This is a genomic window from Clostridium sp. (assembly GCF_016650095.1).
GTDB lineage: Bacteria > Bacillota > Clostridia > Clostridiales > Clostridiaceae > Clostridium_AD.
On sequence record NZ_JAENWL010000028.1, the window covers coordinates 1 to 16,802 of the forward strand.

The window sequence follows — 16,802 nt, forward strand, 5'->3', positions numbered from 1 at the left end:
AAGCCACACTTTTGTATCAATCTCTGTTATTCCATAAGTAAGGTCTTTTAATATTTCTTTGCAATCACCAACTACAGGAATGAGAGCACTAAGATTTTTACCTATTTCTGCTGGATCAATATCAATATGAATAATATCTGCTGCTTTTCCAAAACTCTTAGAACCACCTGTTGCTCTATCAGCAACTCTCGTTCCCACTAGAATTAAAACATCGGCCTCAGCTATTGCCCTATTTGCGTATTTAAAACCATGGGATCCAATTAATCCAACATTATATGGATATTTTGATGGGAGTCCATCCTTACCCATTAAAGTATGTACCATAGGTATCTTAGATTTTTCTACAAACTTTAGTAACTCTTTTTCAGCATTTGCAGACATGACGCCCCCACCTACGCAAATAAGAGGTTTTTTACTATTTTTAATTCTTTCTAGTGCTTTTTTTATTTGACCCTTATGACCATATATGGTAGGCTTATATCCCCTTATATTTACTTCTTCCGGATATTCAAATTCAATTTCTGTGTTTTGGATATCAAGTGGAATATCTATAAGTACCGGACCTGGTCTTCCTGTTTTTGCAATATAAAAGGCCTCTTTCATAATTCTAGGAATGTCCTTTACATCTTTTACAAGATAACTATGTTTTGTGAAAGAGTCTGTTGCGCCAATAATATCTGCTTCTTGAAAAACGTCTTTTCCTATTAGATCGGTCCGAACTTGTCCAGTAATTGCAACCATAGGTATGGAGTCCATATAGGCAGTAGCAATTCCAGTTATAAGATTAATAGCTCCAGGTCCAGAAGTTGCAATACATACGCCTATAGTTCTTGTTGCCCTAGCATATCCACTAGCACTATGCCCTGCTGCCTGTTCATGTCTTACGAGTATATGTTCTATATCAGAATTTCTTAGTGCTTCATATAAAGGCCCAACTGGAACCCCTGGGTAACCAAACACTATTTTTACATTTTCCTTTTGTAAACATTTAATTATTGCCTGCGCAACTTTCATTTTTGTGCCTCCTTTAAATTTGAAATTAGCCTTGCGATATAGTCTCTCGAATTCTATCTACATCCTTTTTACATGAATTAGGATTGTGAGTATAAAAAAATAGACCTCTTCCCATTGGGGCGAAAAGTCTATCGCGGTACCACCCATTTTTATTCTTCATTTTATAACGACGTATAAGTTACATACACCGGCACGGCTTACGACATATAATATTTTTATATTACGCTATATAAGTATAATATAAAAGCATTATGCTTTCAGCTTACAACTCAAGGGTGAGATTCAACATCAGAAATTTGTGGGTTCACAGCAATTCCCACTCTCTGAAAAATGTTCATGACGTTTACTATTCCTATCGCAGTTTTTAAAATTATTAAATTATATTGATCATTGGGCTTCTTATATATATCACTATCACTATATAATATACTTTTGTAAAATATTCCAAATATATTCAAAAATAAAAAATAGACCTTTCGTTTTTGGGGCGAAAAGTCTATCGCGGTACCACCCATTTTTATATCTTAATTTTATAACGATGTACAGCTTGTATACACCGGCACGGCTTACCTTATATGTTTTATATATAATAAAATATATAATTACAATAAATTTCAGCTTGCAACTCAAGGGTGAGTTTCAACATTAGCTATTTATGGGTTTACACCATCTCCCACTCTCTGAAAAATATGCAGGATGTTTACTTTCCCTATCTTAGTTTTCTCAATATTCAAATTTATTTTCTATGTTGTAGATTAGTATACTTTATGAAATTTTCTTTGTCAACATCTTTTTAAAATATTTTACAAAATATAAAAAAATAAGTAATTAACCATTTTTAAGCACATTATAACTCAAAAGCTATAATAAAGCACATTAAGAAAACGCTCAGTGTGCTTTATTACAGTAAAATTATTATATTTTCTTATTGCCAGTCTTCACATCCACGGCCTAATCCAAAATAGTTTACAGCATAATTGGGGTTATAAAATTCAACTTGATTTTCTGTCTCTGCCTCAAAGTTGTCATTTCTTTCTGTCTCTTCCAAATAATTCACTTTTTCATTCAAATTTAACATTTTTATATCCTCCTTTTATTCTAAAACTCTTTGTTGCAGCAAATATTATTATATTTTCTTATATCCAGTCTTCATATTCACGACCTGCTCCAAAATAGTTTACAGTATAATTTGGGTTATAAAATTCAACTTGATTTTGTTTCTCTGTCTCAAAGTTGTCATTTCTTTCTGTCTCTTCCAAATAATCCACTTTTTCATTTAAATTTAACATTTTTATATCCTCCTTTTATTGTAAAACTAATTCTTGAATTGATTTTCCTGGTGGCACAATAGGATATACGCCTTCTTCCTTATCTATTACACAATCTATAAGCAGAGGTTTTCTTCCAGTCTTCACGGTTTTAAGAACACTTTCTAGTTCATCTACACTCGTAACCTTATATCCTGCAATACCATACGCTTCTGCCAGCTTTACATAATTTACATCATCATCAATATCTGTTTCAGAGTATCGTTCATTACTGAACATTTTCTGCCACTGCCGGACCATTCCCAATGTATGATTGTTCATAATCACAGTAACTATAGGAAGCTTATACTTTGAAATCGTCTGAAGCTCATTGCAACTCATTCTAAAACTTCCATCGCCAGTTATTAAAAGTACCCTTTTATCCAAATTCGCCATTTGACCTCCAATGGCAGCACCTAATCCAAATCCCATGGTCCCTAGTCCCCCAGAAGTGATAAATGTCCTAGGTTCCTTAAAGTTCCATTGTTGTGCCGTCCACATCTGATGTTGTCCTACATCTGTTGTCACAATTATATCTTCCTCAAGAGCTTCATTTAAACAGCGAAGTACGCTGTGATGTGTTAAGTTCGATTCCTCCTTATAATCACTTTTAGAGTTTGCTATATCTACAACCTTCCAACTTGCTATTTCATCATGCCAAAACTTTCTATCCTTTTGATCCATAAATAAAAGTAAAGTTTCCAAAATCGTATTCATATCACCAACTAGGGATAAATCTACTGCCTTATTTTTATCTATCTCAGTTTCATCAATATCAATATGAATGATTTTTGCAATCGGTGCAAATTCGTCTGCTTTCCCAATTACTCTATCACTAAATCGTGCGCCAATTGCTATAATTAAATCACTATTGGTCACTGCTAAGTTAGTTTCGCGAAATCCGTGCATTCCGAGCATTCCCAGTGATAACTTGTGGTTTCGTGGAATTGTACCAAGCCCCATCAATGTATTTGCTACCGGAATATCTCCTGTTTGTGCAAACTTACATACTGTCATTGAAGCATTACATGTTTTTATTCCTCCACCAGCATAGATTATAGGTTTTTTTGCAGACTGAATCATTTTTACCGCTTCTTTTATTTTCTCCATTTCTATATTAGTAGTAGTTTCTTGTTTTTTATTCTGACTTTTCGGCTTTTCATATTCCGCTTGACTTAAGAAAACATCCTTAGGAATATCTATAAGCACTGGTCCTGGTCTCCCACTTGCTGCTATTTCAAAAGCTTTTCTTATTGTATCTGCTAAGTTCTTTTCATCTTTTACAATATAACTATGTTTTGTAATAGATAAAGTAATTCCCATTATATCTATTTCCTGAAAAGAATCACGACCAAGCAAATTTCGTGGAACCTGCCCTGTAAATACAACCATTGGAATTGAATCCATATAAGCAGTTGCAATTCCCGTAATGGTATTCGTTGCACCAGGCCCTGAGGTTACAATGCAAACTCCAACCTTTCCTGTTGCTCTCGCATAACCATCTGCTGCATGAACCGCCGCTTGTTCATGAGCAGTTCTAATATGTGTAAAATATTCAAGTTCATCATAAAGTGCATCATATAGTGGAATCACTGCTCCACCCGGATATCCGAAAATAATACTCGCATCCTGCTCTTTTAAACACTCAAGTAAAATTTGAGCTCCATTTAATCGCATTGTCTCACCTTCTTTTCAATACATTTTTTCAGTTAATTTTCTCCAACAAACTCTTTAATTTCATATACATTTATGATTTTTCTGAGCTGCATCATCGCTTGTTCTATCCCTAAATTATATCCTTCATCTATTGTTATCATTAAATCTGAATACCCACCAATTTCACACTCTGTCATTACAAGTCCCTTTATTTGAAATTCTTTTCTTCTTAAAGTATTAGTAACTCTTACTAAAACATCTAAACCTTGTTCAGCCTTCGCGCTTATAGTTCTATACATTACAATTCCTCCTTTTGGGACAAATAAAAAATCTTCCATCCCTATAAACATATTTATCTATGCTTATAGGGACGAAAGATTCGTGGTACCACCCTAGTTCGTAATTTATTTTTATAAATTACCTCCATTTTTAGTCAAAAGAATTAAAATTTAAAAATGAATTCCCTTAACCATAGCCCTATATCGGGGGCACCCGTCTTCGTTTACTTTATTCGAAATTATGCGGTTCTTGTGATTAACCTTGCAAATCAATTTTTTGCAATTAATCATCATAATAATTTCAATTTCAACTCAGCAGCTCAAGAGTGATTATTACATATCCGTATCAACACCAACTCTCAGCAAACGTTGGTTCTCTGTGGTCTTACTGTGATATATTTATCTCCGTCATAGCCTTATTCTTTATATTGTTTTTTAGTATATATGCATTAAATCAGTTTGTCAACACATTTTTTTTATTTTCTAATTTTCCTAATACTTTTTAAATGAGACCTCTTATTTTTAAATTACTAAAGATTTCACAATAAAGACTTTACATTTAGTCTTACCATAACAATCTTTTTCTACAAAAATAAAAAGTTTTCATCCCTATAAACACATATAAATATGTTTATAGGGACGAAAACTTTCGTGGTACCACCCTAGTTCATAATTCAATTAAATGAATTACCTTATTCTCTGATCTAAAGAAATCTATTGTTAAAACCACATAAACACTTTAAACCATAGCCTTATATCGGTGGCATCCGTCCATGTTTACTTTATATCACAATGTCTATCGTAATACATTATTTCAACCTGGCAGCTCTAGAGTGATATAAATATCCACTATAACACCAACTCTCAACAATTATTGGCTCTCTGTAGTTTTAGTTTGGAAATTTACTCTCCATCATCACTTTTCAATTTTTAATTTGTTATTATTTTATATTATATTCTAACTTTTCTTATTTGTCAAACAAATTTTAACATTTTATATTATATTTTATATTATGGTATTATATTACATTTTGTATTGTATATTATATTATGGTATTACATTGCATTTTATACGTGTTTTATTTTTTATTGACATTAAGAATTTTTAATGTTAAGATTCATTTTAAAAATAAGTATATTGTTGTTGCAATGACGGAGATCGTTATTTTATAATCTTCAGTTACAGAGAGTCGATGTTTGCTGAGAGTCGATACTGGGTATAGGATACAAATCACTCCTGAGCTGCTTGTCTGAATAAAGTAGGATGAGCCGGTGAGCCCCGATAGAAGGCTTAGGTTTGAGAGAACCGAAGAGAGAGGTGTCTTTTTTAAGATACAATTAAGGTGGTACCGCGATTTACACTCGTCCTTGAATTTATATTCAAGGACGAGTTTTTTTTGTATACAATAACATAACTGAAAAAATGGAGGTTTTAAACATGTTAAAAGTAGCAACAAATTCATCATCAAATCAAGAATTAGAATTTTATCTTTCAGAAATAAAAAAGGCACAGACAAACCTAAAAGGTGTATCTAAGAAAACAGCCCTCATTTACAGTGATGTTTTCAGTAATGAATCTGGAAATTCCGTTTATATTAAACCTGAAAATTTGCAGATTACTGGTGCCTTTAAACTTCGCGGAGCCTACAATAAACTTTGTACATTAACACAATCTGAAAAAGAAAGAGGAGTAATAGCATCTTCTGCAGGAAATCACGCCCAAGGTGTCGCATATTCATCTGAGAAATTGGGCATTTCCGCTACCATAGTAATGCCTAAAACCACCCCTCTTATTAAAATTGAGGCCACGAAAAGTTATGGTGCAAATGTGATTTTATTCGGAGACTGTTACGATGAAGCTTATACAGAAGCAAAACGCTTAGAAAATGAGTATAATTACGTTTTTGTACATCCCTTTGATGATTTGGATGTAATGTATGGTCAAGGAACAATAGCCTGCGAAATCATCGACGAAATCGAAGATATTGATTGTATTCTTGTCCCCGTTGGCGGTGGAGGATTAATCGGAGGAATTGCCCTTGCAGCAAAAGCCTTAAATCCTAACATTAAAATAATAGGTGTAGAGCCAGAAGGTGCAAAAGCAATGAAGGATTCTATGGACAATAACGGAATCGTACATCTTGCAACAGTTCGTACTATAGCTGATGGTGTGGCCGTAAAAAAACCTGGAGACCTAACCTTTGAGATAATTCGAAATTATGTAGATGAAATTGTAACAGTTTCAGACTTTGATATAATGGAATCATTTCTTCTTCTTTTAGAAAAACATAAACTTATAGCAGAAGCTTCTGGCGCCTTGTCATTTGCCGGTTTAAAAAAAATAAAAGAGAAGGGTAAAAAAGTGGCCTGCGTTTTAAGCGGGGGAAATATTGACGTTGTAACGATTTCCTCAATGATAGATAGAGGTTTGGTTTCAAGAGGAAGACTATTCTGCTTTAGTATAGAAATGCCAGATAAACCCGGAGAACTTGTCAAAATCTCAACGATTCTCGCAAAAGCAAATGCAAATGTAATAAAGCTTGATCATAATCAATTTAAAACTAATGACCGTTTTATGCAAGTTCAACTTGAAATTACTGCCGAAACAAATGGCCATGAACATGTAACTACAATTATAAATGAATTAAATAAAGCCGGATATACTGTTAATAAAATATACTAATTCAATTCCTCAAATATGAAAGCAGTTCCTCTTCAATATTTTTTACGGTTTTATAAAAAGCCACCCAATTCTATACATCTGCGTAGATAGAATTGGGTGACTTTCATTTTAAAATATGGTTAAATCATCTCCTGCGGAGCTGAAATATTAACGACTTCAGAAGGAGATTTATACTCCCACTGAAGTTTTCTATTTGTTAGGGTATGTAACTCCCGCTTATAGAAGTGGGAGACTTTCCTTCTGAAATGTCGTTAAATTATTTTTTCCAAAATCCAGGAAAAGTTAATAGTAATATAGGATAAATTTCAAGCCTTCCTATAATCATGCAAAATGATAAAACCATTTTACTTAAATCCGTAAATCCTGAAAAATTTCCCGTTGGGCCTACTAGACCGAGGCCTGGGCCTATATTCCCTATAGTAGCCACCACTGAAGTAATCGTCGTTACTAGATCTTTTCCCTCAATTGATACAATAAGTACAGCCCCACAGAAAACCATTATATACATAAAGAAAAATCCAAGTACTTCAGACAATGTCTGCTCATTGATAGTTTTTCCACCGACTTTTACTGAGTAAACTGCCCTAGGATGTATTATTTTCTGTAAATCTCTCTTGGCAACCTTAAATAGCAGTAGGAACCTAATGTTTTTTATTCCTCCACCAGTTGAACCAGCACAACCACCAACAAACATAAGAAAAAATAGTATGGTCTTGCTAAATACTGGCCAAACATTAAAATCAGCTGTAGAATACCCTGTAGTAGTTATTATGGATACTACTTGAAAGGCTGAATATCTAATAGATTGTCCTACGCCCTTATATATAGTTCCATATATGTTTAATGATATTAATACTATTGAAATCATGACAACAAAAAAATATAATTTAAACTCTTCGTTTTTAAAGAAACCTTTAAAATTACCTCTCAGAGCTTGATAATACAGTGCAAAATTTGCTCCACATATAAACATAAAAGAAGTTATTATCATCTCAACATATATATTATTATATGACCCAACACTGGAATTCATATTTGAAAATCCACCCGTACCAACTGTACCAAATGTATGTATTAATGAATCATACAATGACAATCCAGCAAATTTTAAAAGAATAATCTCAATTATGGTTATAAGTATATAAATTCCATAGAGTATTTTTGCAGTTTCTTTTACTCTAGGAACTAATTTCTCTGGACTAGGACCTGGGCTTTCCGCCTTCATTATCCGTACTGCACCAGTGCCCGCTGATGGAAGAATTGCCATAGTTAGTATAAGTACGCCCATACCCCCTACCCAATGAGTGAAACTCCTCCAAAATAATATACCTCGAGGTAATCCTTCTATTTGTTGCAAAATACTTGCACCCGTAGTCGAAAAACCTGAACTTGATTCAAAAAAACAATCTACAAAAGATGGAATTACTCCACTAAAATAAAATGGAAGAGCTCCAAAAAATGACACTAAAAGCCAACCTATTGCTACAATAGCAAATCCATCTTTAATATATATACCTCTATTTTTGGGTTTTTTAAGGCTTAAAGTTATACCAATTATGAGCAGTATTAATATGGTATAAAGAAATGACCATTCACTTTTTTCACCGTATATTACTGCTACAATTAGTGATGGAAACATAGCTAGAGCTTCACACACTAATACTATCCCCAGATTTTTTAAAACCATTCCGTAATTCACATTATAGTCCCCCAGGGATCGCAGATTCTAATCCCTTTAATTTCGATATATTTTTTTGCTTTGTTATTACAATTATTCTATCACCACTCTTTATGATGTCATTCCCATGAGGTATAACTACTTCATGTTTTCTTACTATCGTGGCAATTAGAGTATTTTCTGCAATCTCAATGTCTTTTATTGATTTATTAACAAATTTACTACTCTTATCTACGATAAATTCAAGTATTTCAACACTGCCTCCAGCAATTTTAAGCAGTGATTCAACTGCATTTCCTCTTGCATACTTAATAATTTGATTAGTAGTTATGAGCTTTGGACATATAACACAATCAATACCGAGCTCACGTACAATATCGATATAATTTGTACGACTGATCTTCGTTACAACCTTTTTTACTCCCATTTTTTTCGCTATAAGAGATGACATCAAGTTTTGTTCGTCCATACCGGTAATTGCTACAAAGCCATCCATATTTCTTATATTTTCAGAAAGGAGCACATCTTCTTCTGTTCCATCACTATTAATTATAAGCGCGCTTGGAAGTTCTTCAGAAAGCTCATAACATCTTTCACTACTGATTTCTATAATCTTAATATTCATGTTCATACCTATTAAAAGTTTATAAAGATAGTGAGCAATTCTTCCGCCTCCCATAATTATAACATTTTTAATTTTTTCAGGTGATTTACCACACGCTTTGCAAAATTTAAATATATTGGATGCCTTTCCTATAACATATATAACGTCATTTTCTTTAATTAGGTCTTCACCTTCAGGAACAATTATCTCATTCCCTCTAATTATTACCCCAAAGATCACTGTAGAAGAAGCATATTTATTTATATCTCTTAATCGCTTACCGATAATAGCCACTTCAGCGGTCATTTTTAATTCAACCATTCTTACCCTGCCACTAGCAAACCTTTCCACATTGATAGCAGATGAAAATCCCAAAGTTCTAGCTATTTCTTCTGCTGCTGCAAATTCTGGATTTATTACAAAATCTACACCCAATTGATCCTTAATCAATGAGAGTTCATCGGCATATTCAGGATTTCTTACTCTTGCAACAGTCTGGCGAGCACCTAGCTTTTTAGCAGTAAGGCAGCAAACCATATTAATTTCATCACTACCTGTTACTGCAACAAGTAAGTCTGCTTTTTCTATTCCTGCTTCAATCAATGTGTTAGTACTTACTCCATTACCTTTAATACACATAACATCAAGATTATCCTCTACTTTTTCAATTACATGAATACTTTTATCTATAAGTGTAACATCATTCTTCTCTGCAGCAAGATTTTCAGCAAGCGTATAGCCGACTTTACCTGCTCCAATAATTATTATTTTCATAATTTCCTCCTAAGTCTTTCTAAGCATTCACTATTGGTAGACTTTTATTCCATACTTTTTCAAATATTTCTGATATAAGGCTAACAGTTTTACTGTCATTAGTTTGTACCACACAATCAAACTTACTTTTCACAACTAAACCACTTTTATATCTCGAAGATAGAGATATAATAAATGCCTCGTTTCCTACAACTATCAAGTTTTTTCTGAACACACTATTCATCCGTATCTTCCCACCAGAATTACTAATTTTATTAATATAATCTCTTGATATAATTCCGGTGCTACCAACATGTGGAATTAGAATTTTACATTTATTAATCTTGCCACTCATAAGTAACTTTTCTATTATTTTCTTAAATAATGGATGATCAAAGGTTCCAGAAATTAAAATTTGATAATTGTTTTCACTATTAATAGTAACTAATACCATTTGAAGAAATATATCTAATTCAGTAACAAATTGTATATTACTCTCCATAAAATCCCCCTATAAATATTAAATTGAGTATCATTCATTATACCGTTTTATTAACATATTACCAATAGTTATTCAATTAAAATTAAAATCAGATACATAGTAGTTGTCGGTTTTGAATATTTTCCCAGTGTATACTGATATAACCGTTATTCATTACTATTTTAACCAACATTATATACCCTACATTATCATACCCGTTACTACAATTGTCAAGATACTTGACCTATAATTTATTTGTTTAATATTTTATATGTTCTAATAATAAAAAATCATAAAATATGATACATTTAACTTAATAGCTAATAGTTGTAAATATGGCAATTTTGTATTATTATATATATAATATGTTCAGTATTCAAGAATCATAGAATTGGGTGTCTCTGCTTTATAATGGTTGGGGTGGGGCTACAGATGGGATGTGTTATAGTGAAAAAATGTATAAAAATTATTATTTTCACTTATCTACTGCTTATTATCTCAAGTATTTGCGCCTTTGGTGTCATAGACACTTCGCTAACCTTGACTACACAAGAAAAACAATGGCTACTTAACAATAAAGAAAGAATTTTAACCCTAGGTGTTGATCCTAATTCAGGTATGGAATACTTCAAATATAGAGGTGAAGAAAAAGGATATTTAATTCCATTAATTTCTCGTTTTAAAATAGATTTGGGAATAAATATTCAACTTGAAACATCAAAGAGCTGGGGTGAAATCTATTCTGGTCTTCATACTGGTAATATAGATATTATTTTTGGAGCAAACGAAACAACCGAAAGAAAAAAAACAATGTCATATACTCAACCTGTGTATAAAATTCCTTACGCAATTATTGGCAAACATGGAGATTCCATTAATACAATAGGTGATATTGATAATAAGACAGTAGGTTTTATGAAAGAAGATATTATAATTGATATGCTTCCAAAAATATATAAGAATATAAAATATATAAAGAAACTTTATGAATCGAGAGAAGAATGTATTGCAGCAATAAATAAAAATGAAGTTGATGCTTTAATAATCTCTGGTGGTCCAATTGTTTATGATCATATATACCGATTTCCAGAATTAACTTATGCTTTTAAACTAAGTACAATTACCTCTGATTTGACACTTTCTGCAAGAAAAAGTGATGAAATCTTGATTAATATACTAAACAAGGAAATTGAACATTTAAAAGGACCTCTTCTCACTAAAATTATTAATATAGGTGAAGTCGAGTATCATGCGAAAATAATGAATCTTACACCCTCAGAGATTAGTTGGCTTAAAAATGATGGAAAAGCAGTTGTTGGAATTACTAAAGATTATTTGCCCTTCGACTATTATGATAATGGTGAATATAAAGGAATAAGTGGACAAATTATAAAAGAGATATCTCAGAAGACAGGTATAAAATTTATAAATCAGTACAGTGATTTTGATGACTTAAGTATGAAGCTGAAAAAAGGTGATATTGACATTTTAAATATTGCTAAAACTGAGGATCGATTAAAATATTTATTATATCCAAGGCCTTATAGCACCGAAAGAGATATCATTGTAGGCAGAAAAGATAGTAAAGATGTACGGGATATTTTTGGGTTAGAAGGTAAAAGAGTTGCTGTAATTAAAGGCTTTTGGCATTATGAACATTTAATAAAAAATCTAACAACCGTAAATATTATCCAGACAAATTCAATTCAAGAATCCTTGGCACTGGTACAAAAGGGAAAGGCTGATTACTTAATTGAAAATCCTACTGTTGTTCGTTACTACACAGAATAATTACAGCTATATGATCTCGTAGAAAAAGGTGTCACAAGCACTGATTCTTATTTATATTATGGCATAACAAAAGGAAAGCCAGAATTAGCTAGTATCATTAATAAAGTTATCCCTTTAATAGATATCAGAGAATTAACCAAAATCGGTTATGACGAAGTTCCTCATGTAAGCACTAAAAACCATATGCAAAATTTAATATTTGCAATAATTGGATTGGTTGTCTTATTGATTTTTGTCATTCTATATGTGGTTAGATTAATTAAAGCTTTAATAAAGGAAAAGCTGGCCTCTGAGTTATTGCGACAAAAGGAAGAATTTCTTTGCATTGATCCACTGACTACTCTCTATAATAGAAACTATTTTAGTTCCAAAATAGAGAATATACTGGATTTTTTTACCTATCCCCAGAGCTTTATCGTTACTGACATTAATAATTTAAAAGTTACTAATGATAAATATGGTCACCTACTTGGAGATGAGTTGTTGAGACGTTTTGCAGGATTGCTTAAGGAAAATTGCCCTACTGAGGCTTTATTAATTCGAATGGGCGGAGATGAATTTCTTATAATTTTAGAGAATGCAAATGAAGGTAAAGCAGAAGAGATTATAAAAAACATGAAAATTAATGCACCAAAGAGCTCTATTTTAATTTCTGAAAACGATATAATAAATGTGAGTGCTGCATTTGGATATGCCACTCGTTATTCAGTAGTCAAAACCTTTGATGAAATGTTTAAGGATGCAGATGCAATGATGTATAATGACAAGAAAATGTTTAAAACCCACTAAGTACAATCATATCCAATCAAAAAAAAGATAGTAAAACCACAAAACACGGTTTTACTATCTTTTTCAATTATAACATATCCGTTTCATATCTCTTGGCGTTCATATTTCCATCTAATATACTGGATATTTGCCACATAGTTGGACTACTTTCTCTCTAATTGGTTCTAAATTTCCTTCTCTATTTTCTATAGTTTCATTTATAAGTTCAGCTATCTTTTTCATTTCCTCTTCTTTAAATCCTCTTGTAGTTACAGCAGGCGTACCAACTCTTATACCACTTGTAACAAAAGGACTTAAAGTTTCATTTGGTACAGTATTTTTGTTTACAGTAATACCAACAAGATCTAATAGTTTTTCAGCTTCCTTACCTGTAATATTTTTATTCGTTAATTCTATAAGTAAAAGATGATTGTCTGTACCACCTGATACTAATTTAAAGCCATATTTTATAAGCTCTTCTCCGAGTATCTTTGCATTTTTAACAACTTGTTCAATATAAACTTTGAATTCTGGTCTAAGCGCTTCTCCAAAGCAAACAGCTTTAGCTGCTATAGTCTGCATTAATGGTCCACCTTGCATACCTGGAAAGATAGATTTATCTATTTGTTTTGCATATTTTTCTTTACACAAAATTGCTCCACCCCTAGGTCCTCTTAAAGTTTTATGGGTTGTAGTAGTAACGAAATCAGCATATGGCACTGGAGACTCATGTGCTCCTGTTGCAACAAGCCCTGCTATATGAGCCATATCTACAAACATATATGCGCCTACCTCATCGCAAATTTCTTTAAATACTTTAAAATCGATAGCTCTTGGATAAGCAGACGCACCAATAACTATCATTTTAGGATTATGTTTTTTAGCGAGTGTCCTAACTTCATCATAGTCTATAGTTTCTGTTTCTGAATTAACACCATAAGGAATAAAGTTGTATAATATTCCTGAAAAATTCACGGGACTTCCATGAGTTAAGTGGCCACCATGACTTAAATTCATACCTAGTACAGTATCACCTGGTTTAAGCACAGAGAAGTATACAGCCATATTAGCTTGCGAACCTGAATGGGGTTGAACATTAACATGTTCGCAACCAAAAAGTTCCTTCATTCTATCTCGAGCTAAGTTTTCTACTTTATCAACTACTTCACAACCACCATAATATCTTTTAGCAGGATAGCCTTCGGCATATTTATTAGTTAAAATAGAACCATTTGCCTCTAGAACTGCTCTGCTAACAAAATTTTCAGAAGCGATTAGTTCAATATGATCCTCTTGCCTTTTATTCTCCTCTTCAATAATTTCGTAAACCAATAAATCACTGTTTTTTAAATATTCCATAATATTTATGACCATCCTTTCATCGTTTAAATTAAAGCATCACTAGGGTGCTTTATTAGTAATTTTTGAAACCAATAAAAATAACTATTACAATTATATTATAAAAGGTAAATAGGTATTTTTCAACAAAAACATGAAAATATTCCTAAATATTCTGAATTCTTTATTTAATATTAGTATTTTTACAATATTTTCACCTAAAATGTCACTTTCGTGTACACACTATATATATATGTAGCATAATCCACACTACAAACATTAATAAATAATCTAATTTTCTAACTAATAATTTAATTTTCTAACTAATCATTTTTTTTTAGATTTATGGTATATAATGATAGAGCAATTTTCATTATTATATATTATACAAAAAGTTTATTATTACACCTTAAAATAATTTATAAAAATCTAAAATTGGTTTTATACTGAAGGGAGAGCCCATGTATATTGATGATATCATTCATATAGCTGCTGAAGCTGGTAAAATTATATTAGAAAATGGTGGTGAAACTTATAGAGTTGAACAAACAATCATTATGATCTGTGGATCCTATGGTATATCACACACTGAAAGTTTTGTTACTCCTACTGGTATTATAATTTCTATAACTAATAGTGAAAATCAGACCATTTCATTAGTTAGAAGAATAAATAGCAGAACAGTTAACCTGAGAAAGGTTTCCATGATCAACAATTTATCTAGAGAATTAGTTTCTACTCCATTATCCATGGTGGATATAAGAAAAAAAATTGATTATATTAATAATTTACAACCATATTCCAATAAGACCACCACTTTTTTTTCTGCTTGCACTGCAGGATCTTTCACCTTACTTTTTGGTGGAAATTATAAAGACTTTCTTGTAGCTCTTATAATTGGTGCTCTTATAAATTGCTTAAATGTACTTTTAGATAAATTAGATGTAAATAGTTTTCTAAAAAATATGCTTGGTGGTTCTTTGGCAGCCTCCATAGCTCTTTTAGCTACATCTTTAGGTCTAGTAGGTAATATGGATACTATAATAATAGGCTCTATAATGCTATTGGTACCCGGTATTGCCATTACTAATGCAATAAGGGATACTATTGCTGGAGATCTAGTTTCTGGTATGTCAAGATCAATAGAAGCACTATTCATAGCCATTGCTATTGCTGCAGGCACAAGTATAGTTTTCAAAATATGGTTCTTGCTATTTGGAGGTACTCTTATATGATTGTTAATTCACTTTATGCTTTTTTAGGTTCTCTCGGTTTTGGCATAATATTTAATATTAGGGGTAAAAATCTAATAATCGCTTCAATTGGGGGAGGCCTTGGTTGGTTCACCTATCTTCTTTCTTCAAAACTACAACCCTCCATAGTTTTTTCATTATTCCTTGCCTCCATGGTAGTAAGTATTTACTCAGAAATAATGGCAAGAATATATAAAAATCCTGTGACCATATTTATAATCTGTGCAATAATACCTCTTGTTCCTGGCGGTGGAATGTATTTTGCCACTCTCGAGGCAGTAAAGGGAAATTTTAGTGCTTCTCTATCTAAAGGTGCTGAAACACTGTTTAGTGCAGGTGCCATTGCAATTGGAATAGTTTTTGTATCCTCTATAAGTACAATTTTTAAAAAAATAAAGAAGTAAAATTTGATATCAAATTTTACTTCTTTATTTTTCACTTTAAAAACATAAGAAAAGTGGAAACTAGCTCTTGGATTTTCTCTTGTTCAGCCGCATCATCGTCATGCATAAGACAGTTTTTTGTATATCTCTCTAAAACAAGCCCGCCAACTTTAGTCATAGCAGACCTAACTGCAGCAACTTGCACTAATATGTTTTTGCAGCAAACTTCGCTTGACACCATCTTTTCTATACCTTTGACCTGTCCTTCAATTTTTCTTAGCCTAACTTGAATATCTTTAACTAAGTCATCGCTCATTAAATTATTTTTTTCTTCTATCATTTTAACACTCCCACTTATAATAGTTGTCATACCCCGTATACGTACTGTCTATAATTATATCATTACAATTAATACAAATCAATAGATAACGAATGGAATTAACATATTTCTACTCTCATTTAATATCACTCGATAAAAAGAACATAATACCTAGATATTATGTTCTTTCTCTTTAAACTATATTCTATTAAAGTATTACTTCTTTTCATCAGTTATTGAAATACCAAGTTCATTAAGCTGCTTGTCATCAACCAGATTTGGTGCTTCACTCATAGGGCAGTAAGCATTTTGATTCTTAGGAAATGCTATTACGTCTTTAATATTTTCCGTTCCCGCTAAGAACATTACGATTCTATCTAGTCCAAAAGCAAGTCCGCCGTGTGGTGGTGGCCCATATTTGAATGATTCTAGTAAGAAGCCAAATCTTTCCCATGCTTTCTCCTGAGTAAATCCCAAAACTTTAAACATAGTTTCT

16 protein-coding genes and 5 other annotated features are annotated in these 16,802 nt (G+C 32.1%); of the genes, 5 read left to right on the forward strand and 11 right to left on the reverse strand.

Annotation, left to right across the window (positions count from 1 at the left end; all coding sequences use genetic code 11):
- The 5 genes from JJE11_RS03335 to JJE11_RS03355 form a co-directional block, all read right to left on the reverse strand.
- Positions 1 to 1,014: thiamine pyrophosphate-binding protein (locus tag JJE11_RS03335; RefSeq protein ID WP_291632834.1), on the reverse strand; the 1,014-nt coding region annotated here is incomplete at its 3' end.
- Positions 1,015 to 1,126: 112 nt separating this feature from the next.
- Positions 1,127 to 1,382 (reverse strand) — a binding site (T-box leader).
- A 112-nt stretch (positions 1,383 to 1,494) separates the two neighbouring features.
- Positions 1,495 to 1,739 (reverse strand) — a binding site (T-box leader).
- A gap of 200 nt (positions 1,740 to 1,939) precedes the next feature.
- Positions 1,940 to 2,092: a hypothetical protein gene (locus JJE11_RS03340; RefSeq protein WP_291632835.1), complete on the reverse strand. Its 153-nt coding sequence runs from the start codon at positions 2,090 to 2,092 to the stop codon at positions 1,940 to 1,942.
- Positions 2,093 to 2,150: 58 nt separating this feature from the next.
- Positions 2,151 to 2,303 (reverse strand): hypothetical protein, encoded by a 153-nt coding sequence (locus JJE11_RS03345; RefSeq protein WP_291632836.1) that lies wholly within the window; start codon positions 2,301 to 2,303, stop codon positions 2,151 to 2,153.
- 15 nt (positions 2,304 to 2,318) lie between these two features.
- Positions 2,319 to 3,998: a biosynthetic-type acetolactate synthase large subunit gene (gene ilvB, locus JJE11_RS03350; RefSeq protein ID WP_291632837.1), complete on the reverse strand. Its 1,680-nt coding sequence runs from the start codon at positions 3,996 to 3,998 to the stop codon at positions 2,319 to 2,321.
- 32 nt (positions 3,999 to 4,030) lie between these two features.
- Positions 4,031 to 4,276, reverse strand: coding sequence for an ACT domain-containing protein (locus JJE11_RS03355; protein ID WP_291632838.1), 246 nt, complete (start codon positions 4,274 to 4,276; stop codon positions 4,031 to 4,033).
- Between the two features lie 64 nt (positions 4,277 to 4,340).
- Positions 4,341 to 4,676: a binding site (T-box leader), on the reverse strand.
- 211 nt (positions 4,677 to 4,887) lie between these two features.
- Positions 4,888 to 5,181 (reverse strand) — a binding site (T-box leader).
- A 214-nt stretch (positions 5,182 to 5,395) separates the two neighbouring features.
- Positions 5,396 to 5,628: a binding site (T-box leader), on the forward strand.
- 65 nt (positions 5,629 to 5,693) lie between these two features.
- Between JJE11_RS03355 and ilvA the strand changes: the two genes are divergently transcribed.
- Positions 5,694 to 6,938, forward strand: a complete 1,245-nt coding sequence (gene ilvA, locus JJE11_RS03360; RefSeq protein WP_291632839.1) for a threonine ammonia-lyase — start codon at positions 5,694 to 5,696, stop codon at positions 6,936 to 6,938.
- A 256-nt stretch (positions 6,939 to 7,194) separates the two neighbouring features.
- On the opposite strand, the gene JJE11_RS03365 is transcribed toward ilvA, so the two are convergent.
- From JJE11_RS03365 to JJE11_RS03375, 3 genes are read right to left on the reverse strand one after another with little or no spacing between them, the layout of a single operon-like run.
- Entirely contained in the window at positions 7,195 to 8,637 is a 1,443-nt protein-coding gene (locus tag JJE11_RS03365; RefSeq protein ID WP_291632840.1) for a TrkH family potassium uptake protein, read from the reverse strand.
- 1 nt (position 8,638) lies between these two features.
- The gene (trkA, locus tag JJE11_RS03370; protein WP_291632841.1) at positions 8,639 to 9,994 is read right to left on the reverse strand and encodes a Trk system potassium transporter TrkA; all 1,356 of its coding nucleotides are present in this window, start codon (positions 9,992 to 9,994) and stop codon (positions 8,639 to 8,641) included.
- Positions 9,995 to 10,013: 19 nt separating this feature from the next.
- Positions 10,014 to 10,475, reverse strand: coding sequence for a hypothetical protein (locus tag JJE11_RS03375; RefSeq protein WP_291632842.1), 462 nt, complete (start codon positions 10,473 to 10,475; stop codon positions 10,014 to 10,016).
- 411 nt (positions 10,476 to 10,886) lie between these two features.
- Between JJE11_RS03375 and JJE11_RS03380 the strand changes: the two genes are divergently transcribed.
- A complete protein-coding gene (locus JJE11_RS03380) occupies positions 10,887 to 12,245 on the forward strand; it encodes a transporter substrate-binding domain-containing protein (RefSeq protein ID WP_291632843.1) in 1,359 nt (452 codons plus the stop codon).
- A gap of 183 nt (positions 12,246 to 12,428) precedes the next feature.
- Positions 12,429 to 13,034 carry a GGDEF domain-containing protein gene (locus tag JJE11_RS03385; RefSeq protein ID WP_291632844.1) on the forward strand — a complete coding sequence of 202 codons (606 nt, stop codon included), beginning with the start codon at positions 12,429 to 12,431 and terminating at the stop codon, positions 13,032 to 13,034.
- 111 nt (positions 13,035 to 13,145) lie between these two features.
- Here JJE11_RS03385 and glyA read toward each other — a convergent pair whose 3' ends face one another.
- Positions 13,146 to 14,372: a serine hydroxymethyltransferase gene (glyA, locus tag JJE11_RS03390; protein WP_291632845.1), complete on the reverse strand. Its 1,227-nt coding sequence runs from the start codon at positions 14,370 to 14,372 to the stop codon at positions 13,146 to 13,148.
- Between the two features lie 440 nt (positions 14,373 to 14,812).
- Between glyA and JJE11_RS03395 the strand changes: the two genes are divergently transcribed.
- Complete coding sequence (locus tag JJE11_RS03395) at positions 14,813 to 15,586, forward strand: threonine/serine exporter family protein (protein WP_291632846.1); 774 nt, start codon at positions 14,813 to 14,815, stop codon at positions 15,584 to 15,586.
- Positions 15,583 to 16,008 (forward strand): threonine/serine exporter family protein, encoded by a 426-nt coding sequence (locus tag JJE11_RS03400; RefSeq protein ID WP_291632847.1) that lies wholly within the window; start codon positions 15,583 to 15,585, stop codon positions 16,006 to 16,008. Before JJE11_RS03395 ends, JJE11_RS03400 begins: the two co-directional genes overlap by 4 nt.
- A gap of 31 nt (positions 16,009 to 16,039) precedes the next feature.
- On the opposite strand, the gene JJE11_RS03405 is transcribed toward JJE11_RS03400, so the two are convergent.
- A complete protein-coding gene (locus tag JJE11_RS03405) occupies positions 16,040 to 16,327 on the reverse strand; it encodes a metal-sensitive transcriptional regulator (RefSeq protein ID WP_291632848.1) in 288 nt (95 codons plus the stop codon).
- A 195-nt stretch (positions 16,328 to 16,522) separates the two neighbouring features.
- A partial coding sequence (locus JJE11_RS03410) for an amino acid--tRNA ligase-related protein (protein WP_291632849.1) occupies positions 16,523 to 16,802 on the reverse strand: 280 nt, incomplete at its 5' end.

Bases quoted from the DNA above. Each gene is read 5' to 3' on its own strand.
- JJE11_RS03385 (WP_291632844.1), top strand. From the start codon at position 12,429: ATGCAAAATTTAATATTTGCAATAATTGGATTGGTTGTCTTATTGATT.
- JJE11_RS03380 (WP_291632843.1), top strand. From the start codon at position 10,887: ATGGGATGTGTTATAGTGAAAAAATGTATAAAAATTATTATTTTCACT.
- JJE11_RS03405 (WP_291632848.1), bottom strand. From the start codon at position 16,327: ATGATAGAAGAAAAAAATAATTTAATGAGCGATGACTTAGTTAAAGAT.
- JJE11_RS03340 (WP_291632835.1), bottom strand. From the start codon at position 2,092: ATGTTAAATTTGAATGAAAAAGTGAATTATTTGGAAGAGACAGAAAGA.
- trkA (WP_291632841.1), bottom strand. From the start codon at position 9,994: ATGAAAATAATAATTATTGGAGCAGGTAAAGTCGGCTATACGCTTGCT.
- ilvA (WP_291632839.1), top strand. From the start codon at position 5,694: ATGTTAAAAGTAGCAACAAATTCATCATCAAATCAAGAATTAGAATTT.
- JJE11_RS03355 (WP_291632838.1), bottom strand. From the start codon at position 4,276: ATGTATAGAACTATAAGCGCGAAGGCTGAACAAGGTTTAGATGTTTTA.
- JJE11_RS03375 (WP_291632842.1), bottom strand. From the start codon at position 10,475: ATGGAGAGTAATATACAATTTGTTACTGAATTAGATATATTTCTTCAA.
- ilvB (WP_291632837.1), bottom strand. From the start codon at position 3,998: ATGCGATTAAATGGAGCTCAAATTTTACTTGAGTGTTTAAAAGAGCAG.
- JJE11_RS03395 (WP_291632846.1), top strand. From the start codon at position 14,813: ATGTATATTGATGATATCATTCATATAGCTGCTGAAGCTGGTAAAATT.
- glyA (WP_291632845.1), bottom strand. From the start codon at position 14,372: ATGGAATATTTAAAAAACAGTGATTTATTGGTTTACGAAATTATTGAA.
- JJE11_RS03345 (WP_291632836.1), bottom strand. From the start codon at position 2,303: ATGTTAAATTTAAATGAAAAAGTGGATTATTTGGAAGAGACAGAAAGA.
- JJE11_RS03400 (WP_291632847.1), top strand. From the start codon at position 15,583: ATGATTGTTAATTCACTTTATGCTTTTTTAGGTTCTCTCGGTTTTGGC.